14 protein-coding genes are annotated in these 15,706 nt (G+C 34.5%); 10 read left to right on the plus strand and 4 right to left on the minus strand.

All coding sequences use genetic code 11. The features are described 5' to 3' along the window. Positions 1–218 precede the first annotated feature (218 nt). Positions 219–452 (minus strand): hypothetical protein, encoded by a 234-nt coding sequence (locus ACODSB_RS02810; protein ID WP_488935921.1) that lies wholly within the window; start codon positions 450–452, stop codon positions 219–221. Beyond that, on the minus strand, positions 421–573 hold the full coding sequence (locus ACODSB_RS02815) for a hypothetical protein (protein ID WP_488935922.1): 153 nt from the start codon (positions 571–573) through the stop codon (positions 421–423). The genes ACODSB_RS02810 and ACODSB_RS02815 overlap by 32 nt, the downstream gene beginning before the upstream one ends. A gap of 175 nt (positions 574–748) precedes the next feature. Between ACODSB_RS02815 and ACODSB_RS02820 the strand changes: the two genes are divergently transcribed. The 5 genes from ACODSB_RS02820 (at position 749) to ACODSB_RS02840 (ending at position 3,537) form a co-directional block, all read left to right on the plus strand. Next, entirely contained in the window at positions 749–1,246 is a 498-nt protein-coding gene (locus tag ACODSB_RS02820; RefSeq protein ID WP_488935923.1) for a hypothetical protein, read from the plus strand. A 6-nt stretch (positions 1,247–1,252) separates the two neighbouring features. Next, positions 1,253–1,861, plus strand: coding sequence for a hypothetical protein (locus tag ACODSB_RS02825; protein ID WP_488935924.1), 609 nt, complete (start codon positions 1,253–1,255; stop codon positions 1,859–1,861). A gap of 52 nt (positions 1,862–1,913) precedes the next feature. Further along, positions 1,914–2,510, plus strand: coding sequence for a hypothetical protein (locus ACODSB_RS02830; RefSeq protein ID WP_488935925.1), 597 nt, complete (start codon positions 1,914–1,916; stop codon positions 2,508–2,510). Then, the gene (locus ACODSB_RS02835) at positions 2,510–3,091 is read left to right on the plus strand and encodes a hypothetical protein (protein ID WP_488935926.1); all 582 of its coding nucleotides are present in this window, start codon (positions 2,510–2,512) and stop codon (positions 3,089–3,091) included. Before ACODSB_RS02830 ends, ACODSB_RS02835 begins: the two co-directional genes overlap by 1 nt. 101 nt (positions 3,092–3,192) lie before the next feature. Next, positions 3,193–3,537, plus strand: coding sequence for a hypothetical protein (locus tag ACODSB_RS02840; RefSeq protein WP_488935927.1), 345 nt, complete (start codon positions 3,193–3,195; stop codon positions 3,535–3,537). 580 nt (positions 3,538–4,117) lie between these two features. Here ACODSB_RS02840 and ACODSB_RS02845 read toward each other — a convergent pair. Together ACODSB_RS02845 and ACODSB_RS02850 are read right to left on the minus strand one after the other, a co-directional pair. Beyond that, positions 4,118–5,554: a gluconokinase gene (locus ACODSB_RS02845; RefSeq protein ID WP_488935928.1), complete on the minus strand. Its 1,437-nt coding sequence runs from the start codon at positions 5,552–5,554 to the stop codon at positions 4,118–4,120. Beyond that, a complete protein-coding gene (locus ACODSB_RS02850) occupies positions 5,542–6,792 on the minus strand; it encodes a gluconate:H+ symporter (RefSeq protein ID WP_488935929.1) in 1,251 nt (416 codons plus the stop codon). The genes ACODSB_RS02845 and ACODSB_RS02850 overlap by 13 nt, the downstream gene beginning before the upstream one ends. Positions 6,793–7,154: 362 nt before the next feature. On the opposite strand from ACODSB_RS02850, the gene ACODSB_RS02855 reads away from it, so the two are divergent. The 5 genes from ACODSB_RS02855 (at position 7,155) to ACODSB_RS02875 (ending at position 15,386) form a co-directional block, all read left to right on the plus strand. After that, positions 7,155–8,072: an SMP-30/gluconolactonase/LRE family protein gene (locus ACODSB_RS02855; protein ID WP_488935930.1), complete on the plus strand. Its 918-nt coding sequence runs from the start codon at positions 7,155–7,157 to the stop codon at positions 8,070–8,072. A gap of 324 nt (positions 8,073–8,396) precedes the next feature. Then, positions 8,397–8,990 carry a TetR/AcrR family transcriptional regulator gene (locus tag ACODSB_RS02860; protein WP_053474489.1) on the plus strand — a complete coding sequence of 198 codons (594 nt, stop codon included), beginning with the start codon at positions 8,397–8,399 and terminating at the stop codon, positions 8,988–8,990. Between the two features lie 323 nt (positions 8,991–9,313). Continuing rightward, on the plus strand, positions 9,314–10,465 hold the full coding sequence (locus tag ACODSB_RS02865) for an efflux RND transporter periplasmic adaptor subunit (RefSeq protein WP_488935931.1): 1,152 nt from the start codon (positions 9,314–9,316) through the stop codon (positions 10,463–10,465). Between the two features lie 12 nt (positions 10,466–10,477). Next, entirely contained in the window at positions 10,478–13,645 is a 3,168-nt protein-coding gene (locus ACODSB_RS02870) for an efflux RND transporter permease subunit (protein ID WP_180856750.1), read from the plus strand. Positions 13,646–13,967: 322 nt separating this feature from the next. Next, a complete protein-coding gene (locus tag ACODSB_RS02875) occupies positions 13,968–15,386 on the plus strand; it encodes a TolC family protein (protein ID WP_488935932.1) in 1,419 nt (472 codons plus the stop codon). Positions 15,387–15,706: the final 320 nt, after the last annotated feature.

Below are 15,706 nucleotides of genomic sequence, written 5' to 3' on the forward strand. Positions count from 1 at the left end.
AAAAATTAAACTGAAATTATATAAAATTGATGTCAATGTGGTTTACTATTTTATAGGAATTTAATAGAGAATAATTGCACAATTCGTTTACTACGAAGTAAAAGGAAATTCCAGAATCAGAATATACCTTTTGGTGCGCGAAGTGTCGCTCGTAAATTAAAGAATGATAACAATCAATAAAAAACCTCGATTTTTTCAAATCGAGGTTTTTATAAAATTTATTCTCCATCCAAATAAGGATTCAAAACTTCGGCCAATTCATTCAGCCAAAAAAAGCTGTTTTCTAAATTATCTATTCCGTTTTGAAGAGTTTCATGTTCCCGCATAACGCCTAAAGCAAGGATATAATTTACCTGCCTTATTGCTTTGGCCATGTCTTGCGGATCAATTTTAGTGTTGAAGAAATTTAGAAGTCTTGTTTCAGCTTCTTTTGAAAATGTGTTTGTACTCATAACTCTGTAATTTAGGAAATATAAAACCCGCATAGCTAAGGTGTCCTACACTTACAGAAGTGTTACGGCTGTTTCCAATACCGTCACCATACCACGCGGGCAAAAGTTTTTTAGATGTCATGATTCTGTAATTTAGGAAAAACAAATATAAGAAAATCTTTCTATTTTATATTTATTTTCTTACAATTACAGATACTTATTTAAATAACAAAAGAGAAAATCAAATTACTTCAAATATATTAAATCATAATCAAAAATTAATACATTTGAAAAATGCTCTTGAAACCAAATTCTATATGAAGATAAAGCCATTTAAAATTATTCTGCCTCTTTTAACTTTCTTTTCGTTGAGTTGTAAAAACCCTGAAAAAAAGAAAATTGACAATCAAGAATCTAACGAAATGACAGAAGCTGATTTGCTTAATTACGTCAGACTTGCTATAAATCCAAAATTTCAAGATTGGGTTTTATTCGAAAACGGAACATATATAATTTTTGACAATGCAGATACCATTCCAGATTTAGAAAGCGAGGCAATAAAATTAATGAAAGAATTTGGCCCGGTACATGTCGGAGGATCCGCCGGAGACTTTAGCGTTATTCATTTAAAGGAAACCGAAGGCTGGATTGTTTCAGGACATGGCTACGGAATGTATACGTATGTAAGTCCGAGCGAACTAGGTTCTGAAAAACCAAATGATGTTCAAATTGGTCTGGAAGGCAGAAGTAAAAGAAATACAGATGGCGAAAATCCTGTAATAATACATATAAATCGAAAAGCAAACAGCCAATAAAAATTTATGATTGAAAGTATTAGTGATTGGGAAAAAAAGCAACAAACTTATTTAATCGTATCTGTAACTTGTTTCATCATTGGGACTTACTTTTTTATGAAAGTCATCAGTGGAAGCTATATCATAAAACAATCAGAACTTCAGGTTTATGAAAATCTAATCACTTCAACCGCGCCTCAATTCAAAGAAAGAAAAGGGAAACATAGTAAAAAATGGATAGAAATTAACTGCATAAATAATCAAACTACTTTTGAGATTGCCAGTTATGATTATAGATGTGTTAATGATGATGAAGTACTAAATGAAATAAAAGCCGGAGATACAATCTCAATTTCCATTTTAAAAGATGATATAGACGATTTTGACACGGAAACTTCCTGTGAAATTCATTCGTTAATAAAAAATAACAAAGAATATCTAAGCCTTGAATGTAGAAATGAAGAAGATAATGATGATGGAAAATTCGGATTTTTACTCCTATTTTCTATATCTATTATGACAGCAATTGTTTATTCTTTATCTAAAAAACCCAAACTTTTTGATGAAGTAAATGCAGAAATTATAATTGGAATTGCAGTTATAATACTTTTTTTTGTTCTTCATTATATCATGTAATATAATCCGATTTTAACTTAATACTACATCACCAAAAACCAGAAAATATCTTATGAAAAAAATTATTTCTTTACTATTTCTTGTAATTCTTTCTTCATGCGATCAGAATAATTTGAATGAAAAATTTGAAAAGAAAACAGTCGAAAATAAATATTCATTATCTGTTCCGGAAAGTCTTGGTGTTACGACTGAGTTAAATGATCAGGCTTCTTTACAATTACAGAATCAGTTTGACGAATTTTATGTTATTGTAATAGATGAATTAAAAAGTGATTTTGTAAATGCTATTGAAAATAATTTATTAAACACAACACCAGATCTCGATGGATATTACAATGCGACTTTGAATAATTTTAAAAAATCAGGTTTAAAAGATTTTAAACTCTACGATGTAAAGAAAAAGAAAATTAATTCCTCAAGTGCTATTGTTTTTTCAGTATCTGGAATCAGCGACGGTTTTAACGTTTTTTATCGATTCGCAATTGTACAGGGAAAAGACCGATACTATCAAATCATGTCATGGACAGAAGCCAGTAAAGAAAAACAATATACCGAAAGAATGAATAGAATTCTAGATTCTTTTAATGTAGAAGAAGCTGGTTATTCTAAAAGCAAAAATCGTTTAGCAAAAGACAGAACGAAAAAATAATGAGAGAAAATATTCTATTACTTCTTCAAATAATAACGGTAGATTTTTTTACAGCCTTTGGTTTATATTCAATTCTATTTCTAATTGTTTCGATTTTTATAAAGAAACCAATTCTGTACAAAATAGATGAAGAAGCCGTTAAATTTATTTCTTTGGCCGGCATAATTTATTTTGCTGTCTGGATAATTGGAATTTTTGTTTTTTATGCAGAAAATAATTCCGAAGAACAAAGCGCTATGCTCAACAGACTGTTTGGCAAATACTGGTTTGGGATTTGGTCGCAGCCTATTTTATGGTTCGCTCTTACGCAATTACTGCGATTTAAAAAAGTCAGCAAAAATGCTTTATTGAGAATCGTATTCAGCTTTTTCCTTATTGTTTCAATTGAACGATTTATGATTTTTATTAGTAGTTTCCATCGTGATTATTTGCCAAGCTCGTGGACAATGTATCGTGATTTAGATATTTATCCCTCCAACTTTTTCCTTGCATTGTTGATTAAAATTATGATGTTTTTGTTATTTGTTGGAATATATTATTTGGTAAAAAATCAGATAAAAACTAAGAGAATTGAGAATTAAAAATACCTTATTTTAATACAATAAAAACTTTTAAGGGTGTAGTAACCAAAAAACACAGTCCTATATTTACAAAACTACACCAAAACTTAAAAGATTTTTATATGCTCAATAACCAAAAAGTAACCGAACTATTATCACAAAAATTCAATTCAAACATCTGTATTTATGGTAGTTTCCCAAAAAGTAAATACACTTCTATACTTGACGTTAATAACGGAACTAACTTTATTACTTCAGATAATCTAGTCTATTCCTTTAAAGATCACGAACGCCATCGGTGGTTTACCGTTGTACATTCATTTCATGCAAATGGAAAAGAATATTTTCCAAACATTGGCGATCATTATACTTTAGAAAATGGAATACAATATAGTTTTACAACCAAAGACGAAATTGTAGAAATGGCGGTTGCGTATTTCAGTATTTCAGTAAACATGTTTCGATAAGTTGATCCTATTTTTAAGAAGAACGAAGGGGATTTGTTACCAGCTCTAAAAATTGTCGATTATGATTGCAGGGCTTCATTTATGCATTTTTAAACTGGACTGAAGTCCAGCCCTACAATATGGATCATTCCTTCGGAATTTTTGTTTTTCATTACATGAAAAAGAAATCTTTTTCTTTTTTTGTATCTATTGTTCATGTTATCTAAGCTAAGAAAAGAGCCAGAGGCTCGGCCTATATTGTAGGGCTGGACTTTAGTCCAGTTCAAGGCATAGTTTGTAGCGCCGGATTTTAATCCGGTTTAGGGTGTAATTTTTATGTACCAAATTTTCACATCAATGTAATTCATTTTAAACTGGACTAAAGTCCAGCCCTACAATATAGGCCGAGCCTCTGGCTCTTTTTTTGGACGGAATAAAATTCCGAAGGAATGATCCATATTGTAGAGCTGGACTTCAGTCCAGTTTAATAACGGGAATTATTCCGTCGTAAATTCGTGTAAAATTACCAACGCCCAACCTTATAATAGCAAAAAAATAATTTTTATGTTTTAATGCTTCTGATGCAAATTCATATTGGCTCTTAAAAATCCTTCAGTAAAGGATATACTTTTTTAAACTTATTGAACGCAGCTTCATATACATTTTTATGTTTCGTGTTAGGAAAATAGGTTTGTCCCGTTTTGTTATCATTTGTGATCTTCTCGCCGACTGATTTTAAACCTATAAGAACAGCTCCCCACGAAGATCCGTCGATAGTTTGTGAGGTTTCAACCTGCATCTGGAAAATATCAGCAACCATTTGGAGCCATAGTTCGCTTTTACCAAATCCACCGCTGGCCATAACTTTTGTTTCTTTTCTATGTTCGGGATCCGGAATTAAAATTTCTGTGATTTGGAACAATCCAAATAAAATTCCTTCTAAAGTGGCTCGCACCAAGTGCGCTTGTGTATGCGTAATCTGCATTCCTAAAAGAGTTCCTTGAGCCGATGCATCCCAGATTGGCGCTCGTTCTCCCAATAAATAAGGTACAAAAAGCAGTCCATCAGAACCCGCAGGAATTTTTGCGGCTTCTTCAATAAGAACTTCTAAAGATTGTTCTGTTTTTAGTAAAGTTTCTTTCAGCCATTGCAAAATTATCGCGCCATTATTGACCGCGCCTAAAGTAAGATATTGATTGTCCATCAAATGATAACACTGCGTGCGCATTTGGTCGTCAAGATACGGTTTGTCAATAGGCAGTCGAACTGCGCCGCTCGTGCCAATAGTTAAAGCAATACAATTTTTGTTCATCGCGCCTGTTCCGAGATTAGCCAACGCACCGTCGCCACCGCCTATTATGTAAAGAAAATCATCTGAAACTCCTTTGCATTGATGTGTGACTTCGCAAACTTTAGATAATTGGTGTGGCTTTATGTTTAAGAAATCTAAAATTTCCTCATCCCAATTTAAAGTATGAATGTTTAACAATCCGGTTCCGGATGCCATGGAAGTGTCTGTATAATATTCATTGGTCAAATGATGCCAGATATATTCTTTTATACTGATGAATTTATAGGTTTTGGAAAATAGTTCAGCGTCAAATTCTTTGAACCAGGCAATTTTTGTCAAGGGAGAAAAAGGATGAATTGGTATTCCGGTTTTTTGATAAAAGTGTTTTCCCTGATCTGAATTTTTAAGTTTTTCGGCAATTCCCGCAGCTCTGTTATCTGCCCATAAAATAGCATCTGTCAATGGTTTTCCATTTTCATCAATTGCAATGACACTTTGCATCGCCGAACTAAAACTGATGAACTGAGGCTGAATTCCGTTTGTAATCTCATCAATACATTCCTTTACGGTTTGCAAAATTTCGTGCGGTTTTTGAACACTCCATTCCGGCTTGGGATGATACATGCTGTACGACTTAGCAATTTGTCGAAGTACATTTCCCCTTTTATCAAAACAAACGGCTTTTGTTGCTGTTGTTCCAATGTCAATGCCAATATACAATGCTTCCATGTTATTTATTTGATCCATAAATTTAAAAGTAATACCCCAATTAATCCCATTACTCCTATAATTGTTTCCATAACCGTCCAGGTTTTAAAAGTGTCTGACACGCTAATGCCAAAATATTCCTTAAACATCCAAAAACCAGTATCGTTTACATGCGAGCACATTAAGCTTCCAGCGCCAATAGACAAAACCATTAATTCCGGACTCACACCAGATGCAATCACTAAAGGCTGTACAATTCCGGCTGCGGTTAATCCGGCGACTGTCGCAGATCCTAAAGCAATGCGAATAATAGTCGCAATCAGCCAGCCTAAAAATAAAGGTGAAAGAGAGGATTGTTTAAAAAAAGTACTTAAATCTGTTCCTATTCCGCTGTCAATTAATACTTGTTTAAAAGCACCGCCGGCAGCAATTATTAAAATGATCATGGTAGCCGAACTTAAAGCATTACCTGATTTATCCATGATATCCTGCATTTTTCTTCCGCGCAAAATACCTAAGGTAAATACAGCAAAAAGTATTGCAATTAACATTGAAGTCAGCGGATTTCCAATAAAAAGCAATACGGCACATAACGCACTTTCTTTGGGCAAAATTAATTCACTGAACGTAGCAGTGGCCATTAAAAAAACTGGAACTAAAGCCGTTACAATGCTAATTGCAAAAGAAGGCATTTCTGATTCTGTGAAAGTTTTACTGTCGAATAATCCTTTTGGAGGAAAGGCATTTATTTTTTTTACAAATTCAGGAAAAACGATTCCCGCCATGAAAAGTACCGGAAGCGCAACTATAAGTCCGTAAAGAAGTGTTTTACCAATATTGGCCTTAAAAATAACTGCAATTGCTGTTGGTCCCGGATGTGGAGGTAAAAAACCATGTGTAATAGAAAGTGCCGATGCCATGGCAATTCCTAAATAAATGATAGGTTGTTTAGTGCTTTTGGCCACGGCAAAAACCATTGGAATCAAAATTATAAACCCTGCATTGTAGAACATAGAAATTCCAACAGAGAATCCGGTTATAACCATTGCCCATTTAATATACTGAATACCAAAGGACCGAATCATGACAGAGCTGATTCGCTGTGCAGCGCCACTATCAGAAAGCAAATTACCTAAAATAACGCCAAAAGCAATAATTAAAATTAAAGAACCTAACGTACTTCCTATTCCCTCCTGTATCGAATTGATTAAATCCGGAAAAGGCATCTGCTTAAAAATACCGACAAAGCAAGCGGCAATAAGAATTAGTAGCGACATAATTAAATTATTGAATGAGTGTTCTTTGAATTGTCTCGTAAAAATATTACTTTCTACACGTAAAAAGGCGCCATTTAAAATTTAATATGTTAAATAAATTCCTTTAAAGCTACTTAGAAAAATTATAAAAAAGATACGTTCTCGCCTAGCCCCGATCGAAACGGCATCTCCCTATTTAGAAAAACAAGGCTTTTTAGCCGTAGTTTTTCTAAATAGGGAATATAGTGGAGAGCGGGACTAAACGTTCTTTTGAAAAACGGAATTTCTGCTCCTCAAAAGAATCTTAACCCAACTTTACAGAATATCAGAAATAAAAACTACTTTTAAAAACGCTTCAAAAGCAACTTTTAAACCTTTTTATAATGCTCCAAATTAAAATAAAATCGCACCTTTTATTTGTTATTACTTTAACTTTTGCAAATTTCATATACGCTCAGACATCAAAAGAAAAAAGCTATAACTTAATAGCAAAAGGCGCAGTTCTCACAAAACTATCAGATCAATTCAGTTTTACAGAAGGCCCTGCAGCGGATAAAAAAGGAAATATTTATTTTACGGATCAGCCTAATAATAGAATCATGAAATGGTCGGTTAATGACGAACTTTCTGTTTTTATGGAAAATGCCGGAAGGGCTAACGGTTTGTATTTTGATCACGCAGGCAACCTTTTGGCTTGTGCCGATGAAAAAAATGAGCTTTGGAAAATAGACAAAACCAAAAATTATACTGTATTACTAAACAACTTTGAAGGAAAAAGGCTGAATGGTCCCAATGATCTTTGGGTTGATCCAAAAGGCGGTATCTATTTTACAGATCCTTTTTACCAAAGGGATTATTGGAAACATACCTCCAAAGAAATAGAGAAAGAATGTGTTTACTATTTATCTCCGGATAAATCCAAAATTATAAACGTTGGGGATGACCTTGTAAAACCTAATGGCATTATTGGAACTTCTGATGGGAAAACCTTATACGTAGCAGATATAGGAGCAAATAAAACGTACTCTTATACAATCGAAAGTAACGGTTCTTTAGGCAAAAAAACGCTGTTTACCGAATCTGGTTCGGATGGAATGACAATAGACGAATCCGGAAATATTTACTTATGCGGAAAAGGAGTTACTGTATTCAATCCGCAAGGAGAAAAAATAGCCCATATTAATGTTCCTGAACCATGGACAGCTAATGTTTGTTTTGGAGGAAAAAAATTTAAAACATTATTCATTACTGCCAGTAAAAGTGTTTATACGATAGAAATGAGTGTTCGGGGAATGAAATAATCGATAAATCATCGTTCCTATTTCTCTTGTTTATTTTTAGCACTTTCCAGAGTTTTGATTGAAATTTTATTCGTTAGTGAGAAATCAGACTTTTTTCAGAATCAAAAAACTTCAAAATCATCTTAATTTGATTCGAATTTGGGTTGAATTTTGCTTAAAATTAAATTTCACAAAAACAGAAAACCTTTCGAAACACCTTATTTTACTAGTATTTTAATTCTCTCTATGGTTGAATAAGAAAATATTATGATAAATTTATTTCATAATTAGAAAATCCGCCATACATTTGCCTAACAGTGTTAAACAATTTAATACTCGAATATAATGGCTAGCAAAGATCGAATTTTAAGACAAAAAGAAGAGACAAGGAATAATATCCTTGGGGCTGCTTATGATATCGTAAAAGATGAAGGCTGGAATGGTTTGAGTATGCGTAAAATTGCCGACAGAATCGAATATACTGCTCCTATTATTTATGAATACTTTTCGAATAAGGAAGCAATACTTGAAGAATTGACAGGTAAAGGTTTTATAAAACTGACTAAAGAACTACAGGTTGCAATAGATAAGTTTGAAAAACCGGAAGATCAATTAGAAGCCATGTGGATGACTTACTGGGACTTCGCTTTTACAAATACTGAAATGTACCAACTAATGTTTGGTGTTCAAATGACCTGCTGCGCACAACGATGTTCGGCTCAGGAGGGACCTTACAAATTATTCACCGGAGTTATTGCTGATGTAATGAAAGACAGCAATCCGAGCGAAGATATCATTAAACAAAAATATTTTACTTTCTTTTCTGTTATTCATGGTTTAATCGCCATCAACATCATTAACAAAAGTGATATTTTAGAAACAATAAATGCTCAAATTTTGAAAGATGCCATTGGTGGTATCATCAAATCGATACAATAGATTTTTTTTCAATTTTTACTTAACAGTGTAAAATAATTTAATTGGATAATATAAAATCCTTTTTTTTATAACCTTAACTTAACACTGTTAGAAAATTTAATAGAGTAATAAAAGCTCTTTTTTTAGACTTTTACTTAACGCCGTTAAATATTTTAATAATGATTAAAATAGAATTGAAAAAGCTTAAAGTATGAAAGTTTGCGCACATTTACTTAACAACGTTAGATAATTTAATTTAATTAGATATGAATCCCGAGAATCCCGAGAATGCCAGAATACTTAAGAATTTAATCCGAGAAAATGTTCAACCAATTAAAACCAATATGAAAATGAAAAATGTAATAATTATAACCAGTTTTGTTCTGGCTTTAGTATTAAGCAGCTGTGGCGACAAAAATCAGGCGCCTACTGCTCCACCACCGCCGGTTTTACCTGTGTTGGCTATCACAAGTGCAAATACAACTACTGATGCTGAATATCCAGCTGCTATACAAGGAACTGTAGATGTTGAAATTCGCCCGCAAGTAAGTGGAAACCTTGACAGAATTTTTGTTGACGAAGGTGCTTACGTAAGCAAAGGACAAACTTTATTTAAAATAAACGAACGTCCGTACCGTGAGCAGTTAAACAATGCTTTAGCAAGTTTACACGCTGCAGAAGCAGCTTTAATCAACGCTAATTTAGAAGTAGATAAATTGACTCCTTTAGTTCAAAACAAAGTAGTTTCTGATTACCAATTGAAAACAGCTAAAGCTTCTCAAAAAATTGCTGCTGCAAATATTGAACAAGCAAAAGCAATGGTAGGTTCTGCTAAAATTAATTTAGGATATACAAATGTTACGGCTCCAGTTAGCGGATATATTGGCAGATTACCTAAAAAACAAGGAAGTTTAGTTTCTGCTTCTGATGTTGAGGCTTTAACCACTCTATCAGATGTTCATGAAGTATTTGCTTATTTTTCTTTAGGAGAAACAGATTTCATCAACTTTAAAGAGCAATATAAAGGAAGTTCACTTGGTGATAAAATCAAAAAATTACCTCCCGTTACTTTGATTTTGGCAGATAACAACGCTTATCCTCAAACCGGAAAAATTGATATGGTTGACGGTCAGTTTGATAAAACTACCGGAGCAATCACAATTAGAGCGACTTTCCCAAATGCAAACGGAACATTACGTTCTGGAAACACAGGAAGAATCCGTTTAGGATTACAACACGACGATGCAATTTTAGTTCCACAGTCGGCTACAGTTGAAATGCAGGATAAAGTATTCGTTTTCACTGTAGGTAAAGATAACAAAGTAACTAAAATGCCTATTACAGTTGTGGGTAAAAGCGGTACTAATTATTTAATTAAAGAAGGTGTAAAAACTGGTGACCAAATCGTGTTAAGCGGTATTGACAAACTTCAGGATGGACAAGCGATTCAGCCAGAAAAATCAACTAAAGTTGCCGAAGTAACTAATAAAAAATAATTCTAAAAGACAATGTTCAAAATATTTATACAAAGACCTGTACTGGCAACCGTAATCTCCATTTTATTGGTGATTCTTGGAGTACTTGGTTTAACTAAACTGCCTTTACAACAGTTTCCTGATATTGCGCCGCCATCGGTTTTGGTAACGGCGGTATATCCGGGAGCCAACGCAGAAACGGTTTTACGTTCTGTGGCACCTTCTATCGAAGAATCTATAAATGGTGTAGAAAACATGACTTACATGAGTTCTACAGCAAGTAACGATGGTACTTTAGCAATTACTGTTTTCTTTAAACTAGGAACAGATGCCGATCAGGCTGCGGTAAACGTACAAAACCGTGTTGCTCAGGCAACCAGCCAGCTTCCTGCCGAGGTTGTACAACAAGGTATTGTTACGGCGAAACAACAAAACAGTTTCATCATGGCAATTGGTATGTACACTGATGATGAAGCAAAATACGATCAGACATTTGTTGCTAACTATGCACAAATCAATATTATCCCAGAATTAAAACGTATTCCGGGTGTAGGTTCTGCCAGTATTTTTGGTGGTGTAAAAGATTACTCTATGCGTGTTTGGTTAAACCCAACACAAATGTCAACTTACAAAGTGACGCCAAGCGAAGTTATGGGCGCTATTCAGGACAAAAGTTTGGAAGCGGCTCCGGGTAAATTTGGAGAGCGAAGCAAAGAAGTTTTTGAATACGTTATTAAATACAAAGGGAAATTAACTAAACCAGAGGATTATGAAAATATTGCTATACGTTCTAATGCAGATGGTTCAGTACTTCGCTTAAAAGATGTTGCGAGAGTAGAACTTGGAGCATATTCTTATAACAGTTTAACACGTTTAAATGGTAAAAAAGGAATTGTAATCGGAGTTATTCAGTTAGCTGGATCTAACTCAAATGATATTCAGATTGCCATTAACAAAATGATGGAAAAGGCTTCTAAAGATTTTCCTAAAGGCATAAAACACAATATTTTCTATAGTACAAAAGTATCTCTTGACCAATCTATTGAACAAGTTGAGCATACTTTATTAGAAGCTTTTATACTTGTATTTATTGTGGTATTTATCTTCTTGCAAGATTTTAGATCAACATTAATCCCGGCTATTGCTGTACCTGTAGCAATTTTAGGAACGTTCTTCTTCATGCAGTTATTCGGATTTTCGATCAACCTTTTAACACTTTTCGCATTAATTCTGGCGATTGGTATTGTGGTCGATGATGCCATTGTGGTAGTCGAAGCGGTGCATGCGAAAATGGAGCACAAACGCTTGTCTCCAAAAGTCGCAACCCATGAAGCAATGCACGAAATAACGGGTGCTATTATCTCGATTACGCTGGTAATGGCTGCTGTATTCCTGCCGGTTGGTTTTATGGAAGGTTCTACAGGAGTTTTCTATCGTCAGTTTGCCTTTACAATGGCAATTGCAATTGTAATTTCGGCTGTTAATGCCTTAACATTGAGTCCGGCGCTTGCGGCATTATTCTTAAAAGATAATCACGGAGACCACGATCACGACTCAGCTTATGTAAAAAAAGGATTTAAAGAGAAATTCTTTACTGCTTTCAACAGCAGTTTTGAATCTTTAACGAATCGTTACGTAGGCGGACTTAAATTCTTAATCAGAAGAAAATGGTTGAGTTTAGGCGGATTAGCTTTAATTGTTGTGGCTACGATTGTAATGGTAAAAACAACTCCTGCAGGATTTATTCCAACAGAGGATCAAGGATTTATTGCGATTGCAGTAAATACGCCATCTGGTACATCATTAGACGGAACTCAAAAAGTTATGACCGAAGCTGAGAATACTTTAAAAGCATTAGACGCTTCAAGATTCGTAACCGCGATTTCAGGTTTCAACTTATTGACCAACTCTACAAGTCCATCTTCTGCAGTTGTATTCGTATTGCTTAAACCAAACGAAGAACGCGGCGAAGTAAAAAACATTGACGAAATCATGAATCAGGTTCGTGGAAAACTGGGCGCTATTTCTGGCGGAAGTTTCTTCGTATTCAGTTTCCCAACTGTTCCAGGATTTAGTAACGTTGAGGCTTTAGATTTAGTTCTACAAGATAAAACAGGAGGAAAACTGGATAAATTCAGTGGAATTTCTCAAAACTTTATCGGTGAATTAATGAAACGTCCGGAGATTGCAGTTGCCTTTACCTCTTTCAAAGCAGATTATCCACAATTACAGTTGGAAGTTAATGACGAAAAAGCAAATCAATTAGGTGTAAATGTAAAAGACATTCTGCAGACAATGCAGGCTTATTTTGGTAGCGCACAGGCATCTGATTTCAACAGATTTGGTAAATATTACCGTGTTGTAGTTCAGGCTGATATTGCCGACAGAGCTGATCCAACAGCAATTGACCGTGTATTTGTGAAAAACAGAACAGGCGAAATGGTGCCAATAAATACTTTAGTAAAACTAACTCGTATTTATGGTTCAGAAACCGCATCACGATACAATTTATTTAACTCAATTTCTATTAATGCCATTCCAAAACCAGGATTTAGTTCAGGAGATGCCATTAAAGCAATTGAAGAAGTAGCAGCACAACAATTACCTGCAGGTTACGGGTTTGAATTCTCGGGCCAAACTCGTGAGGAGATTTCATCCGGAGGACAATCCGCAACAATATTCTTACTGTGTTTGATATTCGTTTATTTCTTACTTGCTGCACAGTACGAAAGTTACATTTTGCCTTTGGCAGTAATCTTATCAATCCCTGCAGGTATTTTTGGAGTATTCGTAGCTATTGGTTTAACTGGAATTGAGAACAACATTTATGTACAAGTTGCCCTTGTCATGCTGATTGGACTTCTCGCCAAAAATGCCATTCTGATCGTCGAATTTGCCGTACAGAAAAGAAAATCGGGACAAGCGTTAGTTAGAGCTTCAATCGATGCTGCAAAATTACGTTTACGACCAATTATCATGACGTCTCTTGCCTTTATCGTAGGTTTAATACCAATGATGAGCGCCACAGGACCATCAGCTCAAGGTAACCACTCTATTAGTATTGGTGCCGCCGGAGGTATGATTTCAGGAGTAATTCTAGGTTTGTTTATCATTCCTGTTTTATTCATCATCTTCCAGCATTTACAAGAAAAGGTTTCTGGAAAACCAGTTGCCGTAATCCATAATGAAGAAAAAGAATAAATGGAAAACTATATAACCACAGCTTTAGTAGCCATCATAATTGGCATCGCTTATATATCGTACAGAATCTCAAAAGATCTTGAAACTAAAGAGACTTGTACAGAAATTTAACCCTTTGGGATGAAAAAATATTTTAACACATAGAGACATAGTTTTTTTGTCTATGTCTAACAAAGAGAGCAAAAGAAACAAGTTTCCACACATAGCTAAGCTATGTGCATTTAAACTAGTGAAACGCCTTTTTAAAAGCCTCAACAAACTATGTTCCTATGTGTTTAAAAAAATCACACCTAACGGATAAAAAAAATTAATAAAAGAAAGAATGAAAAATCATATAACCAAAATCGTGACCTTCGCCATTCTGATCACGACATTAATATCCTGTAAAGTTTCGAAGGATATTGAAACTCCAAAAGATGCATTTCCTGAGAATTTCAGGAATGCATCAACTTCGAGTGATACAACAAGTATTGCTGATGTGGAGTGGAAAAACTTCTTTACCGAAAAAGATATTATCAAATTGATCGACAGCGCCGTTACGAGAAACAACGATTTGCAGATTGCCGAAAAAAACATTGAAATTGCACAATACAGATTTACACAATCTAAATGGGGAAATGTTCCTCAGGTTAATTTATTTGTAAACGCAAGTACAAGCAATCCGTCTGACAATAGTTTTACAGGATTGAACTTAAACCAGGCAATTGGTGCTAAACATATCGATGATTATTCTGCTGGAGCTTCACTTTCGTGGGAAGCTGATATCTGGGGAAAAATAAGAAATCAGAAAAAAGGTGCTTACGCAGGATATTTACAATCTGCAGAAGTTAAAAAAGCATTGCAGACAAATATTGTTGCCAATGTTTCAAGAGGATATTACAACCTTTTAATGCTGGACGCACAATTAGAAATTGCTAGACAAAATCTAAAATTAAACGATAGTACAACGAATATTATCAAATTAAAATACGATGCTGGTCAGGTAACTACATTAGCGATTCAACAATCTGAAGCACAAAAATTAAACTCAGCGCAATTGATTCCGTTATTGGAACAAAACATTGCGATACAGGAAAATGCTTTAAGTGTTTTAACTGGTTCTTTTCCGAATTCTAAAGAAAGAACAATTAAATTAAGTGCGATTGAAGTTAAAAACAATACAGCAATTGGAATTCCGTCTTCTTTAGTAAGCAGAAGACCTGATGTAAAAAGTGCTGAATTAGCTCTTAAAGCGGCAAACGCAAATGTTGGAATCACAAAAGCGGATTTATATCCAACTTTAAGAATTACTGCTCAAGGCGGAGTAAACTCTTTTGAAACCAGCAATTGGTTCAACATTCCGGCTTCATTATTCGGAACTGTTGCAGGAGGTTTAACACAACCGCTTTTGAACAACAAAAGAGTGAGAACTCAATATAATATTGCTGTTGCAGAAAGAGAAAAAGCTGTTTTAAGTTTTAGACAATCTGTTTTGGTTGCTGTAAGCGAAGTTTCTGATGCTTTAGTTAAAGTAGAGAAATTACAACAACAGGAAACTTTCTTAAAAGAAAAAGTAAAAACATTACAGCAAGCAATTAAAAATGCTAACCTTTTATTCAAAAATGGTATGGCAGAATATCTTGAAGTTTTAACAGCGCAGGCAAATTTATTGCAAAGCGAACTTGAACTTGCAGATGTTAAAAGACAACAACTTACGGCCAATACTGAATTGTACCGCGCTCTTGGCGGAGGCTGGAAATAATACCTGTTACATTACCCGTTAATTATTTATTTTTTGAGAGGAAAACGCTGTGAGACTTAGGTTTCATGGCGTTTTTTAGTTTTTTTTTGCCACTAAGTCACTAAGGCGCTAAGTTTTTTTTAAGTTTCTCGCAGATTTTGCAGATTGACCAGATTTTTTTTATGCCACAGATTACTCAGATTAAAAGGATTTTTATCTGCTTAATCTCCAAAATCTGCGAGAGCTTTTTTTATTCTCATTTTTTGTCAGGCTGAGCGAAGTCGAAGCCCCGCAATCAAAATCGACAATCTTTGCAGAGCCTCTTTGCGATCCTTCGACTT

This window comes from Flavobacterium sp. FG68 (genome assembly GCF_057808895.1).

Bases quoted from the DNA above. Each gene is read 5' to 3' on its own strand.
- ACODSB_RS02840 (WP_488935927.1), top strand. From the start codon at position 3,193: ATGCTCAATAACCAAAAAGTAACCGAACTATTATCACAAAAATTCAAT.
- ACODSB_RS02870 (WP_180856750.1), top strand. From the start codon at position 10,478: ATGTTCAAAATATTTATACAAAGACCTGTACTGGCAACCGTAATCTCC.
- ACODSB_RS02850 (WP_488935929.1), bottom strand. From the start codon at position 6,792: ATGTCGCTACTAATTCTTATTGCCGCTTGCTTTGTCGGTATTTTTAAG.
- ACODSB_RS02845 (WP_488935928.1), bottom strand. From the start codon at position 5,554: ATGGATCAAATAAATAACATGGAAGCATTGTATATTGGCATTGACATT.
- ACODSB_RS02860 (WP_053474489.1), top strand. From the start codon at position 8,397: ATGGCTAGCAAAGATCGAATTTTAAGACAAAAAGAAGAGACAAGGAAT.
- ACODSB_RS02835 (WP_488935926.1), top strand. From the start codon at position 2,510: ATGAGAGAAAATATTCTATTACTTCTTCAAATAATAACGGTAGATTTT.
- ACODSB_RS02815 (WP_488935922.1), bottom strand. From the start codon at position 573: ATGACATCTAAAAAACTTTTGCCCGCGTGGTATGGTGACGGTATTGGA.
- ACODSB_RS02825 (WP_488935924.1), top strand. From the start codon at position 1,253: ATGATTGAAAGTATTAGTGATTGGGAAAAAAAGCAACAAACTTATTTA.
- ACODSB_RS02875 (WP_488935932.1), top strand. From the start codon at position 13,968: ATGAAAAATCATATAACCAAAATCGTGACCTTCGCCATTCTGATCACG.
- ACODSB_RS02820 (WP_488935923.1), top strand. From the start codon at position 749: ATGAAGATAAAGCCATTTAAAATTATTCTGCCTCTTTTAACTTTCTTT.
- ACODSB_RS02830 (WP_488935925.1), top strand. From the start codon at position 1,914: ATGAAAAAAATTATTTCTTTACTATTTCTTGTAATTCTTTCTTCATGC.
- ACODSB_RS02855 (WP_488935930.1), top strand. From the start codon at position 7,155: ATGCTCCAAATTAAAATAAAATCGCACCTTTTATTTGTTATTACTTTA.
- ACODSB_RS02865 (WP_488935931.1), top strand. From the start codon at position 9,314: ATGAAAATGAAAAATGTAATAATTATAACCAGTTTTGTTCTGGCTTTA.
- ACODSB_RS02810 (WP_488935921.1), bottom strand. From the start codon at position 452: ATGAGTACAAACACATTTTCAAAAGAAGCTGAAACAAGACTTCTAAAT.